Source organism: Variovorax paradoxus (assembly GCF_009498455.1).
GTDB lineage: Bacteria > Pseudomonadota > Gammaproteobacteria > Burkholderiales > Burkholderiaceae_C > Variovorax > Variovorax paradoxus_H.
Genome location: NZ_CP045644.1, coordinates 5540361 through 5565712 on the forward strand (window position 1 = coordinate 5540361; position 25352 = coordinate 5565712).

A 25352-nucleotide genomic window follows, 5' to 3' on the forward strand; every position below is an offset into this window, starting at 1 on the left:
GATCAGCTGTTGATCTGACGCATGGCGCACATCAGCGAGGCTTCGCACGCCAGCTCGCTGCCCACGAGCGCGCGGCCCTTGAACTTCGAAATGCCGGCCTTCATGCGTTCGATCTCGACTTCCAGCGTGAGCTGATCGCCCGGCTCGACAGGACGCTTGAAGCGCGCGCCGTCGATGGCCGCAAAGTAGTAGACCGTGTTGTCGTCGGGCACGATGTCCATCGAGCGGAACGACAGCAGTGCCGCCGCCTGCGCCATGGCTTCGAGCATCAACACACCCGGCATCACCGGGCGGTGCGGGAAGTGGCCGTTGAAGAACGGCTCGTTCATCGTCACGTTCTTGAGCGCCGTGATGCGCTTGCCCTTTTCCATGCTCAGCACCCGGTCCACCAGGAGAAACGGGTAGCGATGCGGCAGCAACTTGAGAATTTGGTGGATATCGAGCGTCGTGTCCGTCATGGTGTTCTGTTCCTGCATCGTCTTCATTTGTTCGAGGGGGCTTTTTCCAGCGCCTTCAGTCGTTCGCGCAGGCTGTGCAACTGCTTGAGCGTTGCCGCATTCTTTTCCCAGTTTGCATTGTCATCGATCGGAAACATGCCGGTGTACTGGCCGGCCTTGCGGATGGAGCGTGTCACCACGGTCGCCGCCGACACATGCACGCCGTCGGCCACCGTGAGGTGACCCAGCACGATGGCGCCGCCACCGAACGTGCAATTCGCACCGATGGTCGCGCTGCCGGCAACGCCGACACAGCCCGCCATGGCCGTGTGCTTGCCGACGCGCACGTTGTGGCCGATCTGGATCAGGTTATCGAGCTTCACGCCGTCTTCGATGACGGTGTCGTCGAGCGCGCCGCGGTCGATGCAGGTGTTGGCGCCGATCTCGACGTCGTTGCCGATGCGCACTGCGCCCAGCTGTTCGATCTTGACCCAGGCACCCTGGTGCGGCGCGAGGCCGAAGCCGTCGGCCCCGATCACCACGCCGGGGTGCAACAGGCAGCGCTCGCCGATGCTGCAGTCTTCGCTGACCGTGACGCGCGACTTCAGCACGGTTCCCGCACCGATGCGTGCGCCCCGCTCCACCACGCACAGCGCACCAATGCGCGCGGTGGCGTCGACCTGGGCTTCGGGATGAATCACGGCAGAGGGATGGATGCGATCGGCGTCCGGGCGCGCATGGTGCGCTTTCCACAGCTGCGTCAGCCGGGCAAAGTAGTAGTACGGGTCGGGCGTGACGATGTAGGCGCCACGCGCCGCGGCTGCCTCGCGCATGGCGGGAGACACGATGACACAGGCCGCCTTGGAGGCGGCCAGTTCCTGCTGGTATTTGGGATGGCTCAGGAAACTGAGCGCATCGGGCTGTGCATTCTGCAGCGGCGCAAGCCGCTCGATGGACAGCGTGGCATCTCCATGAAGCTCGCCCCCGAGGGCGTCAACGATGGCTCCGAGCTGCAGCGACACGCCGGTTCGCGGCGTTACTTGCCGGCCGCAGGCGCAGAGGAGCCGACCGACGCGTTCAGCGCCTTGATCACCTTGTCGGTGATGTCGTGCTTCGGATTGATGTAGATCGCTTCCTGGAGGATGGCGTCGTACTTTTCGGTTTCGGCGACCTGCTTGACCACGCGGTTGGCGCGCTCGTAGACCTGCTGGAGCTCTTCGTTCTTGCGCGCGTTCAGGTCTTCCTGGAACTCGCGGCGCTTGCGCTGGAAGTCGCGGTCCTGGTCGACCAGCGAGCGCTGGCGCGAAACGCGCTGGCTTTCCGACAGGGTCGGAGCCTCGCGCTCGAACTTTTCCGACGCCGTCTTCAGCGCTTCGCCCTGCACGGTGAGGTCCTTTTCGCGCTTGAGGAACTCGGCCTCGAGTTTGGCTTGCGCTGCCTTGGCCGGCTGCGCCTCACGCAGTACGCGGTCGGGATTCACGAAACCGATGCGAAAGCTCTCCTGGGCCTGCGCGGGCGCAGCCACCAGGGCAAAAGCGGGAATCAGGAACGCGCCGGCTGCGGCGCGAATCAATTGCTTCATTTAGAAAGACGTTCCGATCTGGAATTGGAGGCGCTGAATTCTATCCTTCGGGATCACGACGAAGCCTTGTTCATTCAGCACTTCCTTCTGGGACTTGACGGGGAAGGCATACGCAAGGCGCAGCGGGCCCAGCGGCGAGATCCAGCTGATGCCGAGGCCGACCGAGGCGCGCAACTTCTTCTGAGCCTTCCACTGCTCGTCCGTCACGTTGGGTGCACGGGAACCAAACACGTTGCCGACATCGAAAAAGCCGTACAGGCGCAGCGTGCGGTCATTGCCGGCGCCGGGGAACGGCGTGCTCAGCTCGGCGTTGAAAATGGCCTTCTTGGTGCCGCCGATGGCGGCGCCTTCGGTCTGGAGCCACAGCGGCTGGTCTCGCGGACCCAGCGAGTTCTGCTCGAAGCCACGGATCGAACCCAGACCACCGGCGTAGAAGTTCTTGAAGATCGGGTAGGTCTTGCCGCCGAAGGCCTTGGCATAGCCGACTTCGCCGTTGATCGCGAAGGTGTACTGCTTGTTGATCGCGAAGAACTGCTGGTACTGGTAGCTGGTCTTGAGGTACTTCATGTCCCCGCCCACACCCAGCTCGAGGTTGGCGCGCTGCAGTCGACCGGTGGTGGGAACCAGCGCGCTGTCGCGGCTGTCGCGACCCCATCCCACGGTCAGCGGCACGCCCCAGACGCTCTTCTGGTCGCAACCGGTAACGAACAAGCCGCTCGCGTCCTTCGCGCATTGGAAGTAGTTGAGGTACGACTGCGGCGTGGTGATGCCGGCCAGCGCCGAGCGATTCGGGTCGAACGCGTAGCGCTCCAAACCGACGCCGAAGAAGACGGTGTCGAGCTCGCTGAACGGCACGCCGAAACGGATAGCGGCCCCCTGGTTCACCAGCTTGTAGTCGCCGTCTTCGTTCGTGGAGTACGGACGCGTCGTCGTGTGGTAGACGCTGATCGTGCGCGAGATGCCGTCCTTCGTGAAGTACGGATCGGTGGTGGTCAACGACAGCGTGCGGTTGTACTTGCTGGTGTTGACTTGCACGCCCAGGAAGTTGCCCGAACCGAACACGTTCTCCTGCGAGATGCCGAAGGTCAGTGCGACCTTTTCTGCGCTCGAGTAGCCGGCGCCCAACTGCAGCGTGCCGGTCGGCTTCTCGGCCACGTTGACGGTCAGGTCGACCTGATCGGGCGAACCGGGCACTTCCTGGGTCTCGACGTTCACTTCGGTGAAGAAGCCCAGGCGGTCCACGCGGTCGCGCGAGATCTTGATCTTGTCGCCGTCGTACCAGGAGGCTTCGAACTGGCGGAACTCGCGGCGAATCACTTCGTCGCGGGTCTTGTTGTTGCCGCCGACCGACACGCGTCGCACGTAGACGCGACGTGCGGGTTCGGCCTGCAACGTCAGCGTGACGCGGTTGTTCACGCGGTCGATGTCCGGGCGCGCCTGCACACGAGCGAAGGCGTAGCCGAAGGTGCCGAAGTAGTCGCTGAAGGCCTTGGTGGTCTCGGTGACCTGCTCGCCGTTGTACGGCTCGCCGGGCTTGATCGTGATGAGCGACTTGAACTCGTCGTCGCGGCCCAGGTAGTTGCCGTCGAGCTTGATGCCCGCCACCACGAACTTCTCGCCTTCGGTGATGTTGACCGTGACGGAGAGGTCCTTGCGGTCCGGCGAAATGGCAACCTGGGTCGAATCGATGCGGAACTCGAGGTAGCCGCGCGTGATGTAGTACGAGCGCAGGGTTTCGAGGTCGGCGTTGAGCTTGGCGCGCGAGTACTGGTTCGACTTGGTGTACCAGCTCATGAAGCCGCCGCTGTCCTGGTCGAACAGGCTCAGCAGCGTCGATTCGCTGAAGGCCTTGTTGCCGACCACATGCACTTCGCGGATGCGGGCGGATTCGCCTTCGGTCACGGTGAACGTCAGGTTCACGCGGTTGCGCTCGATGGGCGTGACGGTGGTCACGACGTTCGCGTTGTAGAGGCTGCGGCTCACGTACTGGCGCTTGAGCTCCTGCTCGGCGCGGTCGGCCAGCGCCTTGTCGAACGGGCGGCCGTCGGCCAGCCCGATTTCACGCAGCGCCTTCTGCAGCGCCGCCTTGTCGAATTCCTTGGCGCCGACGAAGTCGACGTCGGCAATCGTGGGCCGCTCTTCGACGATCACCACCAGCACGTTGCCGTTGACGTCGATGCGGACGTCCTTGAACAACCCCAGGTCGAACAGCGCGCGGATCGCGGCCGAGCCGCGTTCGTCGCTGTAGGTGTCGCCCACACGCAGGGGCAGCGATCCGAAGATCGTGCCGGCCTCGACGCGTTGCAAGCCTTCGACGCGAATATCGCGTACCGTGAAAGGCTCGACGGCCCAAGCGGCCGTGGCCGCCAGCGTGCTGGCCACCACCGCGGCAACGCTACGCAGGCGAAAGCGACTGAAGTTTGTGTTCATCTGTGAATTGGGCCGGCACGGAAAGGGCCGGCAGAAAGTTAACCAAAGAGCCGCGTGACGTCGTTGAAGAGTGCGACCGACATCATCACCAGCAGCAAAGCGACACCGCCGCGCTGCAGCCGTTCCATCCAGGCGTCGGAGACGCTTTTCCCGGTCAGGCCCTCCCAAAGATAATACATCAGGTGCCCCCCATCGAGGACCGGGAGCGGCATCAGGTTGAGCACCCCGAGGCTCACGCTGATGAGCGCGAGAAAGACCAGATACTGCGTCAAACCGAGGCTGGCGGACTTGCCGGCGTAATCAGCAATTGTTAAGGGACCGCTCAGGTTCTTGATCGACGCCTCGCCGATGAGCATCTTGCCCATCATGCGAACCGTGAGCGCCGACACCTCCCAGGTCCGCACCACGCCACGCCAGACGCCGTCGATGACGCCCTGGCGCACCGTGACCATCTCGGGCGGCGCACCCACGTAGGCGCCGATGCGCGCGACCTTGGCGGCGCCCTCTTCGCGCACTTCGGGCTTGACCTCGAGCGAGAGCGGCTGGCCGTCGCGCTGGAGCTGCCAGGTCTGCGTGCGCGCCTGCCCGGTGGCATCGACCGAGGCACGGATGACCTCGCGCAGCTGCTGCCCGTCGAGGATGGGGGTGTCGCCGATGGCAAGGACCAGGTCGCCGTTGCGAAGGCCGGAACGCTCGGCCGCGCTTCCAGCCATGACCTCGCCGATCTCGGGACGGGTCAGCGGTGCGACCACGCCGATCTTGCGGAACATCTGTGGATCGGCGTCCTTGGCCTCCATCCGGCTCAGAGGCAGGACCAGCTGGCGGCCGGGCCGACCGCCCTCGCCCGCCACTTCGAGCGTGAGGTCGCGGCCGTCGAGCGCGCCGCGCGTCATGCGCCAGCGCAGGTCTTCGAAGGACTGCACCGGCGACAGATCGCCGTCGAAACCGGCCTGGGTGATGTGCTCGCCGCCGCGCAGGCCCGCCGCTTCGGCCAGCGATGCCGCCACCGGTCGCCCCAGCTTGGCCACAGGCTCGTCGACGCCGATCCAGTTGACCGACGTGTACAGCACGACCGCCAGCAGCAGGTTGGCGATCGGGCCGGCCGCCACGATGGCCGCACGCGAACGCAGCGGCTGGGTGTTGAAAGCGCGGTGCCGCTCCTCGGGTGCCACCGGGCCTTCGCGCTCGTCGAGCATCTTGACGTAGCCGCCGAACGGAAAGGCGCCGATCACGAACTCGGTCTGCTGCCCCGGATGCTGGCGCTTGGGCTGCCAGCGCAAGATGACCTTGCCGAAGCCGACCGAGAAGCGCTCCACCTTGACACCGCAGGCCACGGCGACGCGGTAGTGGCCGTATTCGTGGACCGCGATGAGGACGCCGAGGGCGACCACAAAAGCTATGACGGTGAGCATCAGGGTCCTCTGCGCTGTAGGGAATCAGGCCGCGAAACGTGCCGCGGCGGCGTTGGCCGCCTCGCGGGCGCTGGCGTCGAGCGCCAGCAGGTCGGCCAGCGATGCCGGCTTGGAGGGCAAGACCGCCTCCAAAGTTTCCAGGTTGACCGCATGAATGCGATCGAAACGCAGGCGCCGGTCGAGAAAGGCGGCCACGGCCACCTCGTTGGCCGCATTCAGCACCGCTGTGGTGCCCGAGGCGGCGCGCAGAGCCTGCCACGCCAAGCCCAGACCGGGGAAGAGCGCCGGATCGGGCGCGTCGAAGGTCAGCGAACCCATCTGGCGGAAATCGAGCCGCGCCGCCCCGCTCTCGATGCGCTCCGGCCAGGCCAGGCCGACCGCGATCGGCACGCGCATGTCAGGCGTGCCGAGCTGGGCGATGACCGAGGCGTCGGTGAACTGCACCATCGAATGGACCACGCTCTGCGGGTGGATGACGACCTCGATCTGCTCCGGCGTCACACCGAACAGGTGGCGCGCCTCGATCACCTCGAGCGCCTTGTTCATCATCGTGGCCGAGTCGACCGAGATCTTGCGGCCCATGACCCAATTGGGGTGGGCGCAGGCCTGCTCGGGCGTCACGGCGCCGAGCGTGTCGGGAGCGCGGGTGCGGAACGGGCCGCCCGACGCCGTCAGGATGATCTTGTCGATGCGCCGCGCCCAGGTGGACGGGTCTTCGGGCAGCGACTGGAAGATGGCCGAATGCTCGCTGTCGATGGGCAGCAGCGTGGCACCGCCCTCCTGCACCGTGCGCATGAACAGCTCGCCGCCGACGACCAAGGCTTCCTTGTTGGCCAGCAGCAGGCGCTTGCCGGCGCGCGCGGCGGCCAGGCACGGCGCGAGGCCGGCTGCACCGACGATGGCGGCCATCACGGCATCGACTTCGTCGTCGGAAGCTATTCTTTCGAGAGCGTCGTCGCCCAGCAGGACGCGGGTTGCAAGGTTGTTCTGCTTGAGCTTTTCAGCCAGCAGCGCAGCATGCGGCGCGCTCGCCATGACGGCGAAGCGCGGCGAGAAGCGCGCGCATTGGGCCAGCAGTTCGTCGACCTTGGTGGCAGCCGACAGCGCGAACACCTCGAAGCGCTCGGGGTGACGGGCGATGACGTCGAGCGTGCTGACACCGACCGAACCGGTCGAGCCGAGCACCGTGACACGTTGTTTGGGAGTGCTCACAGGAAAGCCAGCATCATGGCGATGGGAAGTGCCGGCAAGAGGGCATCCACGCGGTCGAGAACGCCGCCGTGGCCCGGCAGCAGGCGGCTGCTGTCCTTGGCGCCGGCGCTGCGCTTGATGAGCGATTCGACCAGGTCGCCGACGACGCTCATCGCCGCCAGGAACACCGCCCCGATCAGCAGCAGCCACCAGCCGCGCTCGTGCAAACGGGTGTACAGGCTGGGCACCGTGGCGCCCAGGCTCTTGTCGGCCCAGACCCAGGCAAACGCCAGCACGATGACGCCGGCCATGCCGCCCCAGACACCTTCCCAGCTCTTGCCGGGACTGATGGCGGGCGCCAGCTTGGCGCGCGTGAATTTCAAGCCGAAGGCGCGGCCGGAGAAATAGGCGAACACGTCCGCCACCCAGACCAGCACCAGAATGGACAGCAGAAAGTTGATGCCGACCATGCGCGCCTGCACCGCCGCGAGCCACGCGACCCACAGAGCCAGCAGGCCGCCCACCAGCCGCAGCCCGCGCGGAATGCGCGGCCAGCCAGGTACCGCGACGCGCAGCAGCGCCGCACCGCCGAGCACCCAGGCCGCGCTGGCCAGCGTCCACATCAGGAACAGGCGCTGCTCCAACAGGCCCAGCCACCACGACAATCCGCACAGCGCCACCATCTCGGCGCCCAGGAACAGCGACATGCCCTGCCCGTAGCCATTGAGGCGCCCCCACTCCCATGCAGCGGCGCCAATCAGCACCAGCATCACGCAGGCGAAAGGGATGTAGTTCCGGTAGAACAGCGCTGGCAGCAAGATCGCGAGCAGCACGATCGCCGTGAGGATGCGTTGTTTGAGCATGCGGAAGGTGGTGTCGGGCCGTGTCAGGCCGCGGAAGCCGAAACCTGCGCCGAGGTCTGGCCGAAGCGACGCTCGCGGCCCTGGAACGCGGCGATGGCCTCGTCCAGTGCGGCTTCGTCGAACTCGGGCCACAGCTTGTTGCTGAAGAACAGCTCGGCGTAGGCACTCTGCCAAAGCAGGAAATTCGACAGCCGCTGCTCCCCGCCCGTGCGGATGAACAGGTCGGGGTCGGGCACGTGGGCCAGCGCCATGGCACGGTCGAGGTTCATCTCGGTCATGGGCAGGCCCTGCTCGGCGAGCTTGGCCGCAGCGCGCGCGATGTCCCAGCGTCCGCCGTAGTTGAAGCAGATGTTGAGAATCAGACGCGTGTTGTGGGCCGTGGTCTGCTCGGCCGACACGAGTCCGGCCACCATCTTGTCGGACAGACCGGCGCGTTCGCCGACAAAATGCAGCCGCACGCCATCGGCGTTGAGGCGCGGCACTTCACGCGCCAGCGCCCCGACCATCAGTTGCATCAGGCCGGAAACTTCTTCAGGCGGACGGTTCCAGTTCTCCGAGGAGAACGCAAACACCGTGAGCACGCCCACGCCTCGGTCAGCGCAGGCCTTGACGCAGCGCCGCAGCGACTCCACGCCCTGCTTGTGCCCCGCCACGCGAGGCAGAAAGCGCTTGGTGGCCCACCGGCCGTTGCCATCCATGACGATGGCAACGTGGTGCGGCGGGGGCGTCGTCTGCGGCGAGGAGGCCATGCGGAGCCTCAAACGGCCATGATCTCCGCTTCTTTCGCGGTGACCAGACGGTCGATTTCCGCGATGTGCTTGTCGGTGACCTTCTGGATGTCGGCTTCGGCGCGCTTCTGGTCGTCCTCCGAGGCCAGCTTGTCCTTGACGAGCTTCTTGACCGCTTCGTTCGCGTCACGGCGCAGGTTGCGCGTGGCGATCTTGGCGCTTTCGCCTTCGTTGCGGACCAGCTTGGTCATTTCCTTGCGGCGCTCTTCGCTCATGGCGGGCAGCGGCACGCGAATCAGGTCGCCCATCGAAGCCGGGTTCAAGCCCAGGTCGCTTTCGCGGATGGCCTTCTCGATCTTGGCGCCCATGCCCTTTTCCCAGGGCTGGACGCTGATGGTGCGCGAGTCGAGCACCGACACGTTGGCCACCTGGCTCAGCGGTACTTGCGAGCCGTAGTAGTCGACGTGGATCGAGTCGAGCAGCGCCGAGTTGGCACGGCCCGTACGGATCTTGGTGAGGTTGTTCTGGAAGGCGGCGAGCGACTGGTTCATCTTCGCGTCGGCCGCACTGCGAATGTCTGCAATGGTCATCTCATTTACTCCTAGGCATGCACCAGCGTGCCCTCGTCCTCGCCCATCACGACGCGCTTGAGGGCGCCGTTCTTGAGGATCGAGAACACCTTAATCGGCAACTTCTGGTCGCGGCACAGCGCGAAGGCCGTGGCGTCCATGATGCCGAGATTCTTGGCGATCGCCTCGTCGAAACTCAACGTGGCGTAGCGGGTGGCATGGGGGTCGATTTTCGGATCGGCCGTGTACACGCCGTCCACCTTGGTCGCCTTGAGCACCAGCTCGGCGCCGATTTCGGCACCGCGCAGCGCGGCGGCCGTGTCGGTTGTGAAGAAGGGGTTGCCGGTACCGGCAGCGAACACCACGACCTTGCCCTCTTCGAGGTACTGCAGGGCCTTGGGGCGCACGTAGGGCTCGACCACCTGCTCGATGGCAATGGCGGACATCACGCGGGCCACGAGACCCTGCTTGTCCATCGCGTCGGCGAGGGCCAGCGAGTTCATGACGGTGGCCAGCATGCCCATGTAGTCGGCCGTGGCGCGGTCCATGCCGACGGAGCCTCCCGCGACACCGCGGAAGATATTGCCGCCGCCGATCACGACCGCCACCTGGACGCCCATGTGCACGACCTCGGCCACCTCTTGGACCATGCGCACGATGGTGGCGCGGTTGATGCCGAAGGCGTCATCGCCCATCAGTGCCTCACCCGACAGCTTCAACAAGATTCGCTTGTGGGCTGGGCGGGCATCAGACATGGGCATTTTCCTTAGAGGGTTGGCGAGGGCGAGTGTAAAACGTGGCGGTGAAAAAGCGGCGGCACGCTGTCGCGCACCGCCGCTTGGAGGCCAGCCGGATCAGGCGGCAGCCTTGGCAGCAGCGACTTGGGCAGCGACTTCGGCAGCGAAGTCGTCGACCTTCTTCTCGATGCCTTCGCCAACCACGTACAGGGTGAAGCCCTTGATCGTGGTCTCGGCGGCCTTGAGCATCTGCTCGACGGTCTGCTTGTCGTTCTTCACGAACGGCTGGTTGTGCAGCGAGACTTCCTTGAGGTACTTCTGCACGCCGCCTTCGATGCGCTTGGCAACGATGTCGGCCGGCTGCGGCTTCTTGCCTTCGGCTTCGGCAACCTTGCGGTCCTCTTCGGCCTTGCCAGCGGCCACAGCGCGCTCTTTTTCGATCAGGTCGGCGGGCACATCCGACGCCTGGACGGCGACCGGCTTCATGGCGGCGATGTGCATCGCGACGTCCTTGGCAGAGGTGTCGTCACCTTCGAATTCGACCATCACGCCGATGCGCGTGCCGTGCAGGTACGACGCCAGCTTGCCGTTGCCGGCGAAGTGCTTGAAGCGGCGGAAGCTCATGTTCTCGCCGATCTTGCCGATCAGGCCCTTGCGCACGTCTTCGAGCGTCGGGCCGAAACCGTCCTGCTCGTAGGCCAGCGCACCCAGCGCAGCCATGTCGGCGGGGTTGTTCTTGGCGACCAGCATCGCGGCAGCGTTGGCCATGGCCAGGAAGCTGTCGTTCTTGGTGACGAAGTCGGTTTCGCAGTTGATTTCGATCATGCCGCCGGCAGCGCCGTCGACAAAAGCCGTGACCACGCCTTCAGCGGTGATGCGGCCCGACGCCTTGCCTGCCTTGTTGCCGAGCTTGATGCGCAGCAGCTCTTCGGCCTTTTCCATGTTGCCGTCGGCCTCCGTCAGGGCCTTCTTGCATTCCATCATGGGCGCATCGGTCTTCGCGCGCAGTTCGCCGACCATGCTTGCGGTGATTGCAGCCATTTGTGTATCTCCGTAAATCCAAAAATCAAGTTAAAAAAAAGGGGCACCAAAGCCCCTTCTTCAGGCTCGCGAGAGCACCAATCAGGCCGAAGCGCCTTCTTCGACTTCGACGAATTCGTCGCCATTGCCTTCGGCAACGGCCTTGACCACGTCACCGCCGGCGCTGTTGCGGCCTTCGATGATGGCGTCGGCGATGCCGCGGGCGTACAGCGTGACAGCCTTCGACGAGTCGTCGTTGCCAGGGATCACATAGTCGATGCCTTCGGGCGAGTGGTTGGAGTCAACCACGCCGATCAGCGGAATGCCGAGCTTCTTGGCTTCGGCCACGGCGATCTTGTGGAAGCCCACGTCGATCACGAAGATGGCGTCGGGCAGCGCAGCCATGTCCTGGATGCCGCCGATGTCCTTCTCGAGCTTCGCGATTTCGCGCGAGAACGTGAGCTGCTCTTTCTTGCTCAGGCTGTCGAGGCCGGCTTCTTGCTGGGCCTTCATGTCCTTCAGACGCTTGATCGAGGTCTTGACGGTCTTGAAGTTGGTCAGCATGCCGCCGAGCCAGCGGGTGTCGACAAAAGGCACGCCGGCGCGACGGGCTTCTGCCGCGACGATTTCACGGGCTTGACGCTTCGTGCCGACCATCAGGATCGTGCCGCGGTTGGCCGTGAGTTGCTTGGCGTACTTCATCGCGTCCTGGAACATCGGGAGCGACTTTTCCAGGTTGATGATGTGAATCTTGTTGCGGTGACCGAAGATGAACGGAGCCATCTTGGGGTTCCAGAAGCGGGTTTGGTGACCGAAGTGGACACCGGCTTCCAGCATTTCGCGCATGGTGGTCGACATTGAATTTACTCCAAAGGTTGGGTCTAAAATCCAGCCCGTTTTGCGCCCCTTCGACGGGGGCGCAACACCTTGATTGGGCCGGTTTGCGGATGTGCTTGACTGGCGGCGACAAAACTGTCGCATAACCAGCGAAACCCAAAGAGTATAGCACGGCGGCGGCCCCCTCCTCCCTCGAACCAAGCCGTTCCAAGGTACCCTCGAAGCCATGAACGACCTTCACGCCACCCGTCTCACCCTTCTGGCTGGCGATTCCGATGCGCGCACCGAAATGGAGCGCGCCATCGCCCTCTCCGAATCCCCGGCCTGCGCCTACGTTTTCACCCGCACGCTGTTCGACGAGGCGCGCGCTGCGGCGGCCGCATCGGCACCCGAAAGTCGCCTCGCCGGGCTCGCCTTCACCAGCAAAGACCTGTTCGACGTCGCCGGCCAGCCGACACCCGCCGGTTCAGCCGTGCTCGCGCATGCGCCCGCCGCTCCGGCCGATGCGCTCGCAGTGGCACGACTGCGCGCCGCCGGTGGCGTGCTGACCGGACGCACCAACATGACGGAGTTCGCGTTTTCCGGCGTCGGCGTCAACCCGCACCACGGCACGCCGGCCAACGTGAGCGACACCGCCACGCCGCGCATTCCGGGCGGCTCGTCGTCCGGCGCGGCGATCTCGGTGGCGAGCGGTGCGGCCTTCATCGGCCTCGGCTCCGACACCGGCGGCTCGATCCGCATTCCAGCCGCACTGAACGGCATCGTCGGCTTCAAGAACACCGCCCGCCTCACGCCGGCGGACGGCGCCCTGCCGCTGTCGACCACGCTCGACACCGTCTGCGCCATGACCCGCTCGGTGCGCGACGCCATCACGGCGCACGAAATCCTCTCGGCGCGGCAGGTGACGCCCGGATCGGTGCCGCTGTCGGCCTACCAGCTGGCCGTGGCGAAGAACGTCTTCCTCGACGACATCGAGCCCGCCGTGGCCACAGCCTTCGAGCGCACCCTCGCCACGCTGCGCGCCACGGGCGCACATATCCAGGAGATCGAACTCCCGGAGCTGGCCGACCTGCAGGCCATCAACGCCACCGGCGGCTTCTCGGCGGCCGAGTCGTACGCCTGGCACCGGCTGCTGCTGGAGCGCAGCGGCGCCGGCTACGACCCGCGTGTGGCGCAGCGCATCCTGCGCGGCGCCGGCATGAAGGCGCACGAGTACATCGACCTGGTCCACGCTCGCCGCGACTGGATTGCCCGCGTCGAAAAGGCGCTGGCGCCGTTCGACGCCGTGCTGTCGCCGACCGTACCGATCACAGCGCCGTCCATCGCCAGCGTGGCGCCGGGCGCCGAGCGCGACGACGAGTTCTTCCGCGTCAACGCGCTGCTGCTGCGCAACCCGTCGATCGTCAACATGCTCGACGGCTGCGCCATCTCGCTGCCCTGCCACGTCGCCGGCGAATTGCCGGTCGGCCTGATGCTGTGGCACGCCGCGATGCACGACGATGCCGTGCTCGCAGTGGCACTCCAGGCCGAACGCGCGCTACAGAAATAACAGCTGTCACCGCCCGACCCGCGGGCGTCAGCCGCCTCTTTTATCTAGAACATTTCAATGAAAATCGCGATCGTGGGCGCCGGCATCGTCGGCGTCACCACCGCCTGGGAACTGGTTTCCGACGGTCATGAAGTGACCGTGTTCGAGCGCCGCGGCGCCGCCGCCGAAGAGGCCAGCTTTGCCAACGCCGGCGTGGTGGCCCCCGGCTACGTCACGCCGTGGGCCGCACCAGGCATGCGCGGCAAGGTGCTGCGCTCGCTGCTGTCCTCGCACGGCGCCATCAAGCTGCGCTGGCCGCTGAGCACGCGCGACCTCGGCTGGATGTCGCGCTGGCAGAAGGCCTGCAAGCTCGAAACCTACCTGGCCAACCGCGCCCGCATGCAGCGGCTGGCCTTCTACAGCCGCACCCGGCTGCACGCGGTGACCGAAGCGCGCGAGCTGAGCTACGAACGCAGCGACGGCTACCTGGTGCTGCTGCGCTCCAAGCGCGAGAAAAAACTGGTGCAGCCCGGGCTCGAGGTGCTGCGGTCGGCCGGCAGCGTGTTCCGCGAAATCGACGCCGACGAGGCCCGCCTGATCGAGCCCGCGCTCAACCCCGACACCCCACTGGCAGGCGCCATCCACCTGCCGGAAGACGAGGTCGCGAACTGCCGCCAGTTCGCGCTGCTGCTCAAGTGGGAGGCCGAGGCGCTGGGTGCACAGTTCCATTTCAACTGCGACATCGCGCCGCTGAGCCGCGCGGCGCCCACCGCGCTGACGCTCGCCAGCGGCTCGGACGCGCTGCAGTTCGACGCCATCGTGGTGTGCGCCGGCCTGTCGTCCGCCGCTCTGCTGCGTCCGCTGGGGCTGCGCATTCCGCTGGCACCGGTCTACGGCCACTCGGTCAGCGCACCCGTGCGCGAGCCGCTCAACGCACCGCGCAGTGCGGTGATGGACGAGCGCTACAAGGTCGCCATCTCCCGCCTGGGCCAGCGCGTGCGCGTGGCCGGCAGCGCCGAGATCGGCGGCTCGCCGGACGCGATGAGCCCGGCCGCGATCCAGACGCTCTACAAGGTGCTGCACGACTGGTTTCCGGGTGCGGCCACGCTGCAATCTGGCATCCAGCAGTGGAAAGGCGCCCGGCCGATGCTGCCCGACGGCCCACCGGTGCTGGGCGCCAGCGGCATTCCCGGCGTATGGCTCAATCTGGGCCACGGTTCGAGCGGCTGGGCGCTGTCGTGCGGCAGCGCGCGCGTGCTCGGCGACCTGATCGGCGGACAAGACCCCGGCATCGACCTCGAAGGCCTGGGGATCGAACGACTCAGTCTTTAGGGCCCCAGCGGCGCAGTTGCTCGGGGCTTGCCGGCTTTTCCGCCGGCAGTTCGGGCCGGGGCGCCAAACGCTGGGCGATCAACCCCAGAACAGCTGGCGCAATCAGCCCGAAGAACACCAGCACCAGCAGGTCCACGCCCAGCATCAGCCACTGCGTGCCGGACCCCGCCTCCACCGGCACGTCGAGCCACCGGATCACGCCGAGCCCATAACCCACGCCCAGAGCCCAGGCGACATCGCGCAGCGGCACCCGATGCAACACCTCGGCCAGCAGGAACAACCCCCACACAGCGATCAGCAGCCCGAACGCCCAGGCCGCGCCAGCGATCATCGCGGCAGCCGTGCCGATGAAGCCGGCAATGCACGCCAGCAGCAGAACCAGCAGCCAGCCGAAGGTCTTGAGCATCATCGGCCGATGATAGGAGGCGCGGCGTCGGCGGCACAATGGATCGATGCATCGCATCACGTCCGCCAGCGCCGCCGATCTGTTCGACATCGCCGCCACGCGCCGCATCGAGCAGGCCGCGGCCTCCGCCCTGCCCCCTCATACGCTGATGCGGCGTGCAGGCCTCGCGGCGGCACGGCTCGCAATGGCGCTCGCGCCGCACGCGCGAACGATCTGGATCGCCTGCGGCCCCGGGAACAACGGCGGCGATGGTTTTGAAGCTGCGGCGCAGTTGCGGCACCGAGGCTTCTTTCCGGTCGTCACTTTCGTGGGCGAAGAAAGTCGGTTGCCACCGGATGCGAAGGCCTCGCTGCAGCGCGCGCGGGATGCGGGCGTCACCTTCGCTTCGGAGCCTCCATCGAGCTTCGAACTGGCGATGGATGCGCTGCTCGGCATCGGGTCGGCACGACCACCCTCGGGCACCATGGCCGAATGGCTCGCGCAAATGCATGCGGGCGCGCAACCGGTGCTCAGCCTCGACGTGCCCTCGGGCCTCGATGCCGACACCGGCAAGCTGGCCTCTCACGTTGATCACGCGCCGGCATCGGCTCGCGCCACCCTCACACTCCTCACACTGAAGCCCGGCCTGTTCACGGCCCAAGGCCGCGACGCGGCCGGCACGGTGTGGTTCGATGACCTGGGCTGCAGCGTTTTCATCCGTGAGCGACCGACAGCCCGCCTTGCAGGCACGCCCGACATTCGGCCGCGCACCCACGCTTCACACAAGGGCAGCTACGGCGATGTCGCGGTGATCGGCGGCGCCTCGGGCATGGCCGGCGCCGCACTGCTGGCCGGCTCGGCCGCCCTCCATGCGGGCGCAGGACGCGTGTTCGTCGGATTGCTCGATCCCCGCGCGGCGCCGGTCGACACCTCGCAGCCCGAGCTGATGCTGCGCGACGCCCATGCGCTGGACCTCGCGGGCGTGACGGTCGTGTGCGGCTGTGGTGGCGGCGACGCCGTGCGCGAGCTGCTGCCGCGCGTGCTGTCGACGGCCGCCGCGCTGGTGCTCGACGCCGACGCACTCAACGCGATCGCCGCCGATGCATCACTTCAAACGCAACTGATCGCGCGAAGCCAGACCGGGGCACCCACCGTGCTCACGCCGCATCCATTGGAGGCCGCCCGCCTGCTCGGCGATACGACAGGCGGCGTGCAGGCCAACCGCCTGGCTGCGGCCCGCGCGCTCGCGTCGCGCTTCGGTGTTGTGACGGTCCTCAAGGGCTCCGGAACGGTGATCGCCGATGCGGGCGACGCGCCCCCGGTCATCAATGCGACCGGCAACGCCCGCCTTGCCACCGCAGGCACGGGCGATGTGCTCGCCGGCATGATCGGCGCGGCGCTCGCGATGCGTCGGCCGGCATTCGAGGCGGCCTGCGGAGCCGTCTGGCAGCACGGCCACATCGCCGAGACGTGGCCGGCCGATGAGGCCCCGCTCACAGCAAGCGCATTGGCCCGCCGCGCACCCCGCTGAGCGCAGGACTCAGCCGCGCCCGACGAAGGGCATCTTCGTCGCCATGATGGTGTGGAAGAGCACGTTGGCTTCCAGCGGCAGGTTCGCCATGTAGAGCACCGACTGGCCGACGATCTTGACGTCGATCAGCGGCTCGATTGCGAGTTCGCCGTTGGCCTGCGGCACGCCGGTGGCCATGCGTGCGGCCAGTTCGGTCATGGCATTGCCCACGTCCACCTGCCCCACCGCGATGTCGTACTTGCGACCGTCGAGCGAGGCGGTCTTGGTCAGCCCTTCGACTGCGTGCTTGGTCGAGGTGTAGGCCGCCGAATTCGGCCGCGGCGTGGTTGCCGAGATCGACCCGTTGTTGATGATGCGGCCGCCGCGCGGCGTCTGCGCCTTCATCGTGCGGAAGGCCTGCTGGATGCAGAAGAACATGCCGGTGAGGTTGATGTCGACCACGCCCTTCCACTGCTCGGGCGTCCAGTCCTCGAACGGGCCCGGCGGGTTGCCCACGCCGGCGTTGTTGAACAGCAGGTCGACGCGTCCGAAGCGCTCGACTGTGGCACCGAACAGCGCCTGTACCGAGTCGGCATTGGCCACGTCGGTGGGCACCGCGAAGGCGCGCGCACCCGCGCCCGACTCTTCCGCCACCTGCTCCAGCGGCTCGAGGCGACGCCCCGCAAGGGCCACGCTCCAGCCGTCAGCCAGCAAGGCCAGCGCGGCCGCACGGCCGATGCCCGACCCGGCGCCCGTGACGATCGCGATGCGGCCCTTGTTGTTTTCCACGCTCATGCTTCATGTCTCCTTTTCAGCTGGTCCATACACACGGTAAACACGTAGTGTGCACGGCGCATCTCATCCGCGGCGGGGCTTGCGCCCCTTGCCCTGCATCTTGTTGGCGGCTTTCTTCACCGCCGACTTGAAGGCCTGCATCGCCGATTGCGGGCCGGCGGGCGCCACGGCAGCGCCGCCGCCGCCGTGCTCCGACCGTGACTCGCCACCGGCCTCCGCCTTGTGGCGGGCGCTTCGCTTGGTCGACGCCTTCACCGGTGCGCTGCCTTTGTCCTTCATGGCGCGCGAGGTCAGGTCCTCGCCTTCGCGCACGAGGCGGAAGTCGATCTTGCGACCATCGAGGTCGACGCGGCTCACCTGCACCCGCACCCGCGTGCCGATGGCATAGCGGATGCCGGTGCGCTCGCCGCGCAGTTCCTGGCGCATCTCGTCGAACTTGAAGTACTCGCCGCCGAGCTCGGTGATGTGGACCAGACCTTCGACGTACATCGCGTCGAGCGTGACGAAGATACCGAAGGTGGTGGCCGCCGTGACCACGCCGCCGTACTCCTCGCCAAGGTGCTCGCGCATGTACTTGCACTTGAGCCAGGCCTCGACGTCGCGGCTGGCTTCGTCGGCGCGGCGCTCGTTGGCGCTGCAATGCAGGCCCGCCGCTTCCCATGCCAGCACTTCCTTGGTCGGTGCGATCGTGGCTTTTTGCGGCTTGGTCGTTGGCGCTTTCACACGCGAAGCCAGGCGCTTGGCCAGCTTGGCATGCGCCTCACCCGGCGTCGGCAGCATCGGCAACTGATAGCGCGTCTTGCCGAGGATCGCCTTGATCACTCGGTGCACCAGCAGGTCGGGGTAGCGGCGGATCGGGCTCGTGAAGTGCGTGTAGGCCTCGTAGGCCAGGCCGAAGTGACCGCTGTTGAACGGCGTGTAGATCGCCTGCTGCATCGAGCGCAGCAGCATGGTGTGGATCTGCTGCGAGTCGGGACGTTCCTTGGTGGCTTCGGCAATCGCCTGGAACTCGCCGGGGCGCGGATCGTCGGTGATGCTCAGGCCCACGCCCATGGCCTTCAGGTAGCCGCGCAGGATTTCCTTCTTCTCGGGCGTCGGGCCTTCGTGCACGCGGAACAGGCCCGGGTGCTTGCCTTCGGCAATGAAGTCGGCGCTGCAGACGTTGGCGGCGAGCATCGCCTCTTCGATGATCTTGTGCGCCTCGTTGCGCGTGCGCGGCACGATCTTCTCGATGCGGCCGGCGTCGTCGCAGATGATCTGCGTCTCGGTGGTTTCGAAATCGACCGCACCACGCTTGCCGCGCTGCTTGAGCAGGGCCCTGTAGACGTCGGCAAGATTCAGCAGGTCCTTGACGCGGTCCTTGCGCTTGGCGGCTTCGGGGCCGCGCGTGTTGCCAAGGATGGCTGCGACTTCGGTGTACGTGAAGCGCGCATGGCTGAACATCACGGCCGGATAGAACTGGTAGGCGTAGATCTCGCCGTCGGCCGCAACCAGCATGTCGCACACCATGCACAGGCGCTCAACCTCGGGGTTGAGCGAGCAAAGCCCGTTCGACAGCTTCTCGGGCAGCATCGGAATCACGCGGCGCGGGAAGTAGACGCTGGTGGCCCGGTCGTAGGCATCGATGTCGATGGCCGATCCGGTGTGCACATAGGCGCTCACGTCGGCGATGGCCACCAGCAGGCGCCAGCCCTTGCCACGGCCCACCTTCGCGGGCTCGCAGTACACGGCGTCATCGAAGTCTCGGGCGTCTTCGCCATCGATCGTGACGAGCGGCACGTCGGTGAGGTCGATGCGGCCCTTCTTGTCGGCGGGGCGCACCTTCTCGGGCAGGGCCTTGGCCTGCGCCAGGCACTCCGCGGAAAACTCATGCGGCACGCCGTACTTGCGCACGGCGATCTCGATCTCCATGCCGGGGTCGTCGATCTCGCCCAGCACTTCTCTCACGCGGCCCACGGGCTGGCCGAACAGTGCCGGCGGCTCGGTGAGCTGGACGACCACGACCTGGCCCACCTTGGCGGGGCCAGTGGCGCCCTTCGGAATCAGGACGTCTTGACCGTAGCGCTTGTCTTCCGGTGCAACGAGCCAGATCCCGCCTTCATGCAGCAAGCGGCCGATGATCGGCTGCTCGGGTCGCTCGACGATCTCGACCACGCGCCCTTCGGGGCGGCCGCGTCGGTCCTGTCGCACGATCCGCGCCTTGACGCGATCCTTGTGCAGCACCGCGCGCATCTCGTTCGGCGGGAGGTAGATGTCTGCCTCGCCGTCGTCGCGCTGCACGAAGCCGTGCCCGTCGCGATGTCCTTGAACAGTTCCTTCGATTTCGTCCAACAAGCTGCTGGAAGTGACATTATTTTTGATATGATCTCCTTCTTTCCTGAAATTCAAAACGTGGCTGCTTCTGCAGTCATGTGGGCCCAGATGGCGGAATTGGTAGACGCACTAGTTTCAGGTACTAGCGAGTAACATCGTGGAGGTTCGAGTCCTCTTCTGGGCACCAAGTTTAAACAGACCTTTACCAGGTCATCCGATTGAAGCCACCGGTCTCCGGTGGCTTTTTTCATGGCCGCTCGAAACTGCATCAAACGGGCGACGCGATCGTCAGATCACGCCCTTCGATGCCGGCCATGCGTGCACGATCACACCCACCCACCTTCGGCAGTGCAGCCACCGCACGAGCAATGTCGCGCAGAAGCTGAAATTTCAACGCAGCCAAAAGATCGCGCCAAATTTGTGGATATAATCGTAGTCTTTGCTGAAAAGCAAAAATAGCCCAGATGGCGGAATTGGTAGACGCACTAGTTTCAGGTACTAGCGAGTAACATCGTGGAGGTTCGAGTCCTCTTCTGGGCACCAAGATTGAACAGACCCTTACCAGGTCTTCTATAAAAAGCCACCGGCCTCCGGTGGCTTTTTTCTTGGCCGCTTGAATCAGGTGCATCAAACGGGCAACGCGATCAGGTCGTGGCCTTCGGCGCCCACGATGCGGGCGCGCGTGAACTCACCGACCTTCATCGTCTTGCTGATCTTCTCGGGCGGCAGGAGGCGAACAGTGCCGTCGATCTCCGGCGCATCGGCATACGTGCGCCCCACCCCACCCTTGCGGCCCATGCCTGGCGCCGAATCGACCAGCACCTGCATCGTCGAGCCGATGCGCTTTTGCAGCTTGGCGATCGACACGGCCTCCGCCACTTCCATGAAGCGGGCGCGGCGAGCTTCGCGCTCAGCCTCGGGCAGCATGCCCGGAATGTCGTTGGCGGTTGCGCCTTCGACGGGGCTGTAGGCAAAGCAGCCCGCACGGTCGATCTCGGCCTCGCGGATGAAGTCGAGCAGGTGCTCGAACTCCTGCTCCGTCTCGCCTGGGAAGCCGGCGATGAAGGTGCTGCGAATCACAAGTTCAGGGCAGGTTTCGCGCCAGCGCGCGATCCGCTCCAGGTTCTTTTCGCCGCTGGCCGGCCGCTTCATGCGCTTGAGCACGTCAGGGTGGCTGTGCTGCAGCGGCACGTCGAGGTACGGCAGCACCAGGCCGCTCGCCATCAACGGGATGATTTCGTCGACGCTGGGATACGGGTACACGTAGTGCAGGCGCACCCAGGCGCCATACGGCTCGGCGATTTCGCCCAGCGTGCGCACGAGTTCGAGCATGCGGGTCTTGACCGGCTTGCCGTCCCAAAAACCAGTGCGGTACTTCACGTCGACGCCGTAGGCCGAGGTGTCCTGGCTGATCACCAGCAACTCTTTCACGCCGCCCTCGAACAGCGCCTTGGCTTCGCTGAGCACATCGCCCACGGGACGCGAAACCAGGTCGCCGCGCATCGACGGAATGATGCAGAAGGTGCAACGGTGGTTGCAGCCTTCGCTGATCTTCAGATAGGCATAGTGCCGCGGCGTCAACTTGAGGCCGGCCACACCGAAGGTGTTCGGCACAAGGTCGACGAACGGGTCGTGCGGCTTCGGCAGGTTGGCGTGCACCGCATCCATCACCTCCTGGGTGGCATGCGGGCCGGTGACAGCCAGCACGCTCGGGTGCATCTGGCGCACGAGGTTGCCGCCTTGGTCGCCGGTTTTGGCGCCCAGGCAGCCGGTGACGATCACGCGGCCGTTCTCGGCAAGTGCTTCGCCGATGGTGTCCAGGCTTTCCTTCACGGCATCGTCGATGAAGCCGCAGGTGTTGACGATCACGAGGTCGGCGCCCTCGAAGGTCTTGGAGGTTTGATACCCCTCGGCACTCAGCCGGGTCAGGATCAGTTCGGAATCGGTCAACGCCTTGGGGCAACCAAGGCTGACGAAGCCGACCTTGGGGGCGGTCGGCGTGACAGTACGTTCAGGGGAGGCAACTTCGCTCATAGGCCTCTATTGTCCCAGCTATCGGTGACAGCGGGGCATTCATCGGACAGTCGCCCCATTCGGGCGGGCCATCGCGCGGCGCTCAGGGGCGCTTGATGCCAAAGGCGCCCAGCACCTGCTCGGTGTTTTTCTGCATCTGCTCCTGCATCTGCAGGAAGACGTTCTTCGATTGCTCGACGTAGTTGCCCATCAGCCCCTGGATCATCGGCGACTGCATGGTCATGAAGCGCGACCACATCTCGGGCGTCAGGCCTTCGGCCTTTTCGGTGAGCTGGGCCTGCATCTCGGTCATGGCCTGGATGTTCTTCTCGAGGTACGGCCCCATGTAACCCTGCATGGCCTGCCCGTAGAAGCGGATGATGTTGGCCAGCACCTGCTCGGTGAACATCGGTGCGCCGCCCGCCTCTTCTTCCAGAATGATCTGCAGCAGGATGCTGCGCGTGAGGTCGTCGCCGGTCTTGGCATCGCGCACCACGAACTGCGCGCTCTTGATGACCAGCTGCTTGACTTCGGTCAGCGTGATGTACGTGGATGTCTCCGTGTCGTAGAGCCGGCGGTTGGGGTACTTCTTGATCACACGCTGGACCGGCTTCACCCCGGACTTCTTGCTCTGCACTACAGACTCCTTCACATGGACGCCCATGTCATCGGATGATTCTAGGGAGCGGTTTTGCTGCATCGCGACAAGGTTTACCCTGACCGTGATTTTTCTTCACGCATCCGGCGCTGTCGCGTACTCGGCGCCACACGCATGACACGCCGCAGTTTCAGGACGCTCCGGGGTCGACAACCTGAATCGCAGCGGGATCTTCTGCCCGTAGACAACCCAGCACCGAGGACAGTGCTCCTGTCCCGCCGTCGGAAGATAGGCGCGTGCGCGCTGCTCGGCGCGCTCTTCGGTCACCGGCATGCTCTGTCGTTGTGCACGCGCCACCTCGCGTGCGGCCATGGTGTCAATGCGGCCACTGGCAATGTCATTGATGCCGTAGACCGCGCGCACAAATTCAACAGGGGCTTGCTTGAGCAATGCGGCCACGCGCTGGTCGGCGTGCGCCCGATCAACAGGCGTTGATCGCGTATTCATCAGATCGCTTATCAAGGAAATTCGAGAAGGTTGGCAGACCGCTCAAGGTAGCACAACCACATGGCTCGGACGCTTTGCCTGCACCGCGCGAAGGGCCGCCCGTGAAAGGCTTTCGCCTGTGTCGATCATTCGTGACGACCAGGCCGATCCAAAGACAAACACGCCGTCCAAACGACGAACGGGTTGCAGCGAAATCGCTGCAACCCGTGTTTGATTTGGTAGGCGCGATTGGATTCGAACCAACGACCCCCACCATGTCAAGGTGGTGCTCTAACCAACTGAGCTACGCGCCTAAGAGAAGCATCGAGTATAGCAGGAGAAATGGCCCTTTTCAGCGCCGACGTGCAGATCGCACACCAGTCACCGCAGTCACCACGCCCAACACTTGCGTCAGGCGCGCGGCATCGGCGATTTCCACGGTGAAGGTCATCCACGCCGTGCCCTTGATCGACTGCGTCTGCACGCCGATCACGTTCATCTTCTCGCGCGCAAAGACATCGGAGATATCGCGCAGCAGGCCCTGCCGGTCGGCCGCTTCCACTGCCACATCGACCGCGTAGACCGGCGCATCCGCCCCCTTCTTCGGCTGGCCCCATTCGACATCGATCACACGCTCGCCGTCCTTCGCAGCCATCATGCGGAAGTTGCTGCAGTCCGCGCGATGCACGCTGACGCCATGGCCGCGCGTGACGAAGCCGCGGATCGCATCGGGCGGCGCCGGCTTGCAGCACTTGGCGAGCTGCGTCATCAGCGACGACACGCCCACCACGAGCACGCCACCCTTGCCCGACTTCTCGCTGCCGCGCGCCTTCTTGATCTGTACGCCGTCGTCGGGATTCAGTGCCGGCTCGGGCGGACGCAACAGCGTCTCGATGTTGCGCAGCGAAAACTCGTCCTTGCCGACCACCTCGAACAGATGGTCCGCCGACTTGAAGCCGAGCTGCGAAGCCAAGTCTTCGAGCCGCATGGCCGTCTTGCCTTCGCGCTGCAGCAGCTTCTCGACGGCCTCGCGTCCGCGCGCCACGGTCTCGTGCGTGATCTGCGCGTTGAACCAGGCACGCACCTTGGCGCGTGCGCGATGGCTTGCGAGATAACCCAGCTCCGCATTCAGCCAGTCGCGCGACGGCCCGCCTTCCTTGGCCGCCATGATCTCGACGGTCTGCCCGTTCGACAGCGGCGTGTTGAGCGGCACCATCGCGCCATCGACACGCGCTCCGCGGCAGCGATGCCCCAGCGTCGTGTGCACCGTGTAGGCAAAGTCGACCGGCGTTGCACCCTGCGGCAGTTCGACGATGGCCGCATCGGGCGTGAGCACATAGATGCGGTCGTCGAACAGCCCCTGCCCCTGAAGCCCGCCGGACAGGTCGCGCTCCCAGGCCAGCAGCTGGCGCAGCACGGCGATCTTGGCGTCGTACTCGCCACTCGCCCAAACGCCCGCGTAGCCCTTGTGGCCCGCTTCCTTGTAGGCCCAGTGCGCGGCCACGCCATGTTCGGCGTGGTCGTGCATTTCCTCGGTGCGGATCTGGATCTCGATCGGCTTGCCCACCTTGCCGTCGACGATCTCGCGCACCACCGTGTGCAGCGACTGGTAGCCGTTGGGCTTGGGTCGTGCGATGTAGTCGTCGAACTCTTCGTCGATGGGCTGGAAGTGCGAGTGCACCCAGGCCAGCGCGGCATAGCAGTCCTTCACGTCCTGCACCACCACGCGCAGCGCAAGGATGTCGAAGACCTGCTCGAAGTCGAGCGACTTGCCGCGCATCTTCTTGACGATGCTGTAGATGTTCTTCGGGCGCCCCTGCACCGTGGCCTTGACGCCCTCGGCCTGCAGCTCGTGCTCCAGCTGCGAGCGCAACTGCTCGACGTGGCCTTCGCGCTCGATGCGCTTCTCGTCGAGAAGCCGCGCGATCAGCTTGTAGGTGTCGGGCTCGAGAAAGCGGAACGAAAGATCTTCGATCTCCCACTTCACCTGCCAGATGCCCAGCCGGTTCGCGAGCGGTGCAAACACCTGCAGCGACTCGCGCGCCACGCTTTCCGGCGCGGGCTGCTTGCTGGCCGCCGCGTGCCGCAGCGTCTGCAGGCGAGAGGCCAACCGCAACATCACGACGCGCAGGTCGCGCGAGAACGCGAGCAGCATCTTGCGCACGTTCTCGGTCTGCGCGCCGGCGCCTTCAGCGTGGTGCCCTTGCGAGGCCGTGCGTGCCTGCTCCTGCACACGCACGAGCTTGGTGGTCTCGACGGCGAGTGCCGCGAAGTTGTCGCCGAAGACCTTGGCGATCACTTCCTGCGGGCGGTTCAGGTGCTGGCACGAGTACACGAGGTAGCTCGCGGCCTGCATGGCCTCGGAGCCGCCCATCTTCGCGACGATGGCGGCCACCGCATCGGCGTGCGCCAGCGTGTTCTCGCCGGTGTCGAGTTTTTCATCGGCAATCAGCGGCTCGGCAAACGCGCGGGCGCGCGCCAGCATGTTCTCCATGACCGGCGAGCGGTCGGCCGTGGCGGCCGACAGCGGGTAATCAACCATGACGCCGTCGGACACGGGCGCCGTCTGAAGGCTCGCAGACTCTC

Annotated in this window: 22 protein-coding genes and 3 tRNA genes; 5 read left to right on the plus strand and 20 right to left on the minus strand. The window is 65.7% G+C overall.

All coding sequences use genetic code 11. The annotated features are described in order from the left end of the window. Positions 1-2: 2 nt before the first annotated feature. The 12 genes from fabZ to rpsB form a co-directional block, all read right to left on the minus strand. Positions 3-485, minus strand: coding sequence for a 3-hydroxyacyl-ACP dehydratase FabZ (gene fabZ, locus GFK26_RS25550; protein WP_228121782.1), 483 nt, complete (start codon positions 483-485; stop codon positions 3-5). Continuing rightward, positions 482-1459 carry a UDP-3-O-(3-hydroxymyristoyl)glucosamine N-acyltransferase gene (lpxD, locus tag GFK26_RS25555; RefSeq protein ID WP_153284434.1) on the minus strand — a complete coding sequence of 326 codons (978 nt, stop codon included), beginning with the start codon at positions 1457-1459 and terminating at the stop codon, positions 482-484. The genes fabZ and lpxD overlap by 4 nt, the downstream gene beginning before the upstream one ends. A gap of 14 nt (positions 1460-1473) precedes the next feature. Next, positions 1474-2019, minus strand: a complete 546-nt coding sequence (locus GFK26_RS25560) for an OmpH family outer membrane protein (RefSeq protein ID WP_153284435.1) — start codon at positions 2017-2019, stop codon at positions 1474-1476. Further along, on the minus strand, positions 2020-4449 hold the full coding sequence (gene bamA / locus GFK26_RS25565; RefSeq protein WP_153284436.1) for an outer membrane protein assembly factor BamA: 2430 nt from the start codon (positions 4447-4449) through the stop codon (positions 2020-2022). Between the two features lie 38 nt (positions 4450-4487). Beyond that, complete coding sequence (rseP, locus tag GFK26_RS25570) at positions 4488-5864, minus strand: RIP metalloprotease RseP (RefSeq protein ID WP_153284437.1); 1377 nt, start codon at positions 5862-5864, stop codon at positions 4488-4490. A gap of 21 nt (positions 5865-5885) precedes the next feature. Further along, positions 5886-7073 carry a 1-deoxy-D-xylulose-5-phosphate reductoisomerase gene (gene ispC / locus GFK26_RS25575; RefSeq protein WP_153284438.1) on the minus strand — a complete coding sequence of 396 codons (1188 nt, stop codon included), beginning with the start codon at positions 7071-7073 and terminating at the stop codon, positions 5886-5888. Next, positions 7070-7915 carry a phosphatidate cytidylyltransferase gene (locus GFK26_RS25580; RefSeq protein ID WP_153284439.1) on the minus strand — a complete coding sequence of 282 codons (846 nt, stop codon included), beginning with the start codon at positions 7913-7915 and terminating at the stop codon, positions 7070-7072. The genes ispC and GFK26_RS25580 overlap by 4 nt, the downstream gene beginning before the upstream one ends. 23 nt (positions 7916-7938) lie before the next feature. Continuing rightward, positions 7939-8664 carry a polyprenyl diphosphate synthase gene (uppS, locus tag GFK26_RS25585; RefSeq protein ID WP_153284440.1) on the minus strand — a complete coding sequence of 242 codons (726 nt, stop codon included), beginning with the start codon at positions 8662-8664 and terminating at the stop codon, positions 7939-7941. Positions 8665-8672: 8 nt separating this feature from the next. Further along, complete coding sequence (gene frr / locus GFK26_RS25590; RefSeq protein WP_153284441.1) at positions 8673-9233, minus strand: ribosome recycling factor; 561 nt, start codon at positions 9231-9233, stop codon at positions 8673-8675. Between the two features lie 11 nt (positions 9234-9244). Beyond that, entirely contained in the window at positions 9245-9967 is a 723-nt protein-coding gene (pyrH, locus tag GFK26_RS25595) for a UMP kinase (RefSeq protein ID WP_153284442.1), read from the minus strand. Positions 9968-10066: 99 nt separating this feature from the next. Then, on the minus strand, positions 10067-10990 hold the full coding sequence (tsf, locus tag GFK26_RS25600) for a translation elongation factor Ts (protein WP_153284443.1): 924 nt from the start codon (positions 10988-10990) through the stop codon (positions 10067-10069). An 81-nt stretch (positions 10991-11071) separates the two neighbouring features. Further along, positions 11072-11827: a 30S ribosomal protein S2 gene (rpsB, locus tag GFK26_RS25605; protein ID WP_095745188.1), complete on the minus strand. Its 756-nt coding sequence runs from the start codon at positions 11825-11827 to the stop codon at positions 11072-11074. A 205-nt stretch (positions 11828-12032) separates the two neighbouring features. On the opposite strand from rpsB, the gene GFK26_RS25610 reads away from it, so the two are divergent. Then, positions 12033-13355, plus strand: a complete 1323-nt coding sequence (locus tag GFK26_RS25610) for an amidase (protein WP_153284444.1) — start codon at positions 12033-12035, stop codon at positions 13353-13355. Positions 13356-13412: 57 nt separating this feature from the next. Then, the gene (locus GFK26_RS25615; protein ID WP_153284445.1) at positions 13413-14666 is read left to right on the plus strand and encodes a D-amino acid dehydrogenase; all 1254 of its coding nucleotides are present in this window, start codon (positions 13413-13415) and stop codon (positions 14664-14666) included. On the opposite strand, the gene GFK26_RS25620 is transcribed toward GFK26_RS25615, so the two are convergent. Next, positions 14656-15075 (minus strand): hypothetical protein, encoded by a 420-nt coding sequence (locus GFK26_RS25620; RefSeq protein WP_153284446.1) that lies wholly within the window; start codon positions 15073-15075, stop codon positions 14656-14658. The genes GFK26_RS25615 and GFK26_RS25620 overlap by 11 nt on opposite strands. A gap of 43 nt (positions 15076-15118) precedes the next feature. Between GFK26_RS25620 and GFK26_RS25625 the strand changes: the two genes are divergently transcribed. Continuing rightward, positions 15119-16582 carry an NAD(P)H-hydrate dehydratase gene (locus tag GFK26_RS25625; protein WP_153284447.1) on the plus strand — a complete coding sequence of 488 codons (1464 nt, stop codon included), beginning with the start codon at positions 15119-15121 and terminating at the stop codon, positions 16580-16582. Positions 16583-16591: 9 nt separating this feature from the next. Here GFK26_RS25625 and GFK26_RS25630 read toward each other — a convergent pair whose 3' ends face one another. Then, positions 16592-17356, minus strand: coding sequence for an SDR family oxidoreductase (locus GFK26_RS25630; protein ID WP_062471631.1), 765 nt, complete (start codon positions 17354-17356; stop codon positions 16592-16594). A 63-nt stretch (positions 17357-17419) separates the two neighbouring features. Continuing rightward, complete coding sequence (gene rnr / locus GFK26_RS25635; protein ID WP_319360921.1) at positions 17420-19690, minus strand: ribonuclease R; 2271 nt, start codon at positions 19688-19690, stop codon at positions 17420-17422. Between the two features lie 81 nt (positions 19691-19771). On the opposite strand from rnr, the gene GFK26_RS25640 reads away from it, so the two are divergent. Together GFK26_RS25640 and GFK26_RS25645 are read left to right on the plus strand one after the other, a co-directional pair. Then, a tRNA-Leu gene (locus GFK26_RS25640) sits at positions 19772-19856 on the plus strand. Positions 19857-20127: 271 nt separating this feature from the next. Continuing rightward, a tRNA-Leu gene (locus GFK26_RS25645) sits at positions 20128-20212 on the plus strand. Positions 20213-20296: 84 nt separating this feature from the next. Here GFK26_RS25645 and rimO read toward each other — a convergent pair. The 5 genes from rimO to GFK26_RS25670 form a co-directional block, all read right to left on the minus strand. Next, positions 20297-21703, minus strand: coding sequence for a 30S ribosomal protein S12 methylthiotransferase RimO (rimO, locus tag GFK26_RS25650; RefSeq protein WP_153284448.1), 1407 nt, complete (start codon positions 21701-21703; stop codon positions 20297-20299). A gap of 82 nt (positions 21704-21785) precedes the next feature. Beyond that, complete coding sequence (gene phaR, locus GFK26_RS25655; RefSeq protein WP_153284449.1) at positions 21786-22346, minus strand: polyhydroxyalkanoate synthesis repressor PhaR; 561 nt, start codon at positions 22344-22346, stop codon at positions 21786-21788. A gap of 69 nt (positions 22347-22415) precedes the next feature. Further along, positions 22416-22802, minus strand: coding sequence for a hypothetical protein (locus GFK26_RS25660; RefSeq protein ID WP_228121783.1), 387 nt, complete (start codon positions 22800-22802; stop codon positions 22416-22418). A gap of 201 nt (positions 22803-23003) precedes the next feature. After that, a tRNA-Val gene (locus tag GFK26_RS25665) sits at positions 23004-23080 on the minus strand. A 38-nt stretch (positions 23081-23118) separates the two neighbouring features. Further along, the gene (locus GFK26_RS25670) at positions 23119-25308 is read right to left on the minus strand and encodes a RelA/SpoT family protein (protein WP_228122089.1); all 2190 of its coding nucleotides are present in this window, start codon (positions 25306-25308) and stop codon (positions 23119-23121) included. Between the last annotated feature and the right edge of the window lie 44 nt (positions 25309-25352).

What these genes read in the sequence shown, in the direction of transcription:
- rimO (WP_153284448.1), bottom strand. Translation starts at nt 21,703, where the DNA reads ATGAGCGAAGTTGCCTCCCCTGAACGTACTGTCACGCCGACCGCCCCC.
- pyrH (WP_153284442.1), bottom strand. Translation starts at nt 9,967, where the DNA reads ATGTCTGATGCCCGCCCAGCCCACAAGCGAATCTTGTTGAAGCTGTCG.
- GFK26_RS25630 (WP_062471631.1), bottom strand. Translation starts at nt 17,356, where the DNA reads ATGAGCGTGGAAAACAACAAGGGCCGCATCGCGATCGTCACGGGCGCC.
- GFK26_RS25625 (WP_153284447.1), top strand. Translation starts at nt 15,119, where the DNA reads ATGCATCGCATCACGTCCGCCAGCGCCGCCGATCTGTTCGACATCGCC.
- phaR (WP_153284449.1), bottom strand. Translation starts at nt 22,346, where the DNA reads ATGGGCGTCCATGTGAAGGAGTCTGTAGTGCAGAGCAAGAAGTCCGGG.
- GFK26_RS25670 (WP_228122089.1), bottom strand. Translation starts at nt 25,308, where the DNA reads ATGGTTGATTACCCGCTGTCGGCCGCCACGGCCGACCGCTCGCCGGTC.
- frr (WP_153284441.1), bottom strand. Translation starts at nt 9,233, where the DNA reads ATGACCATTGCAGACATTCGCAGTGCGGCCGACGCGAAGATGAACCAG.
- tsf (WP_153284443.1), bottom strand. Translation starts at nt 10,990, where the DNA reads ATGGCTGCAATCACCGCAAGCATGGTCGGCGAACTGCGCGCGAAGACC.
- fabZ (WP_228121782.1), bottom strand. Translation starts at nt 485, where the DNA reads ATGAAGACGATGCAGGAACAGAACACCATGACGGACACGACGCTCGAT.
- GFK26_RS25610 (WP_153284444.1), top strand. Translation starts at nt 12,033, where the DNA reads ATGAACGACCTTCACGCCACCCGTCTCACCCTTCTGGCTGGCGATTCC.
- GFK26_RS25615 (WP_153284445.1), top strand. Translation starts at nt 13,413, where the DNA reads ATGAAAATCGCGATCGTGGGCGCCGGCATCGTCGGCGTCACCACCGCC.
- rpsB (WP_095745188.1), bottom strand. Translation starts at nt 11,827, where the DNA reads ATGTCGACCACCATGCGCGAAATGCTGGAAGCCGGTGTCCACTTCGGT.
- GFK26_RS25560 (WP_153284435.1), bottom strand. Translation starts at nt 2,019, where the DNA reads ATGAAGCAATTGATTCGCGCCGCAGCCGGCGCGTTCCTGATTCCCGCT.
- GFK26_RS25620 (WP_153284446.1), bottom strand. Translation starts at nt 15,075, where the DNA reads ATGATGCTCAAGACCTTCGGCTGGCTGCTGGTTCTGCTGCTGGCGTGC.
- uppS (WP_153284440.1), bottom strand. Translation starts at nt 8,664, where the DNA reads ATGGCCTCCTCGCCGCAGACGACGCCCCCGCCGCACCACGTTGCCATC.
- bamA (WP_153284436.1), bottom strand. Translation starts at nt 4,449, where the DNA reads ATGAACACAAACTTCAGTCGCTTTCGCCTGCGTAGCGTTGCCGCGGTG.
- GFK26_RS25580 (WP_153284439.1), bottom strand. Translation starts at nt 7,915, where the DNA reads ATGCTCAAACAACGCATCCTCACGGCGATCGTGCTGCTCGCGATCTTG.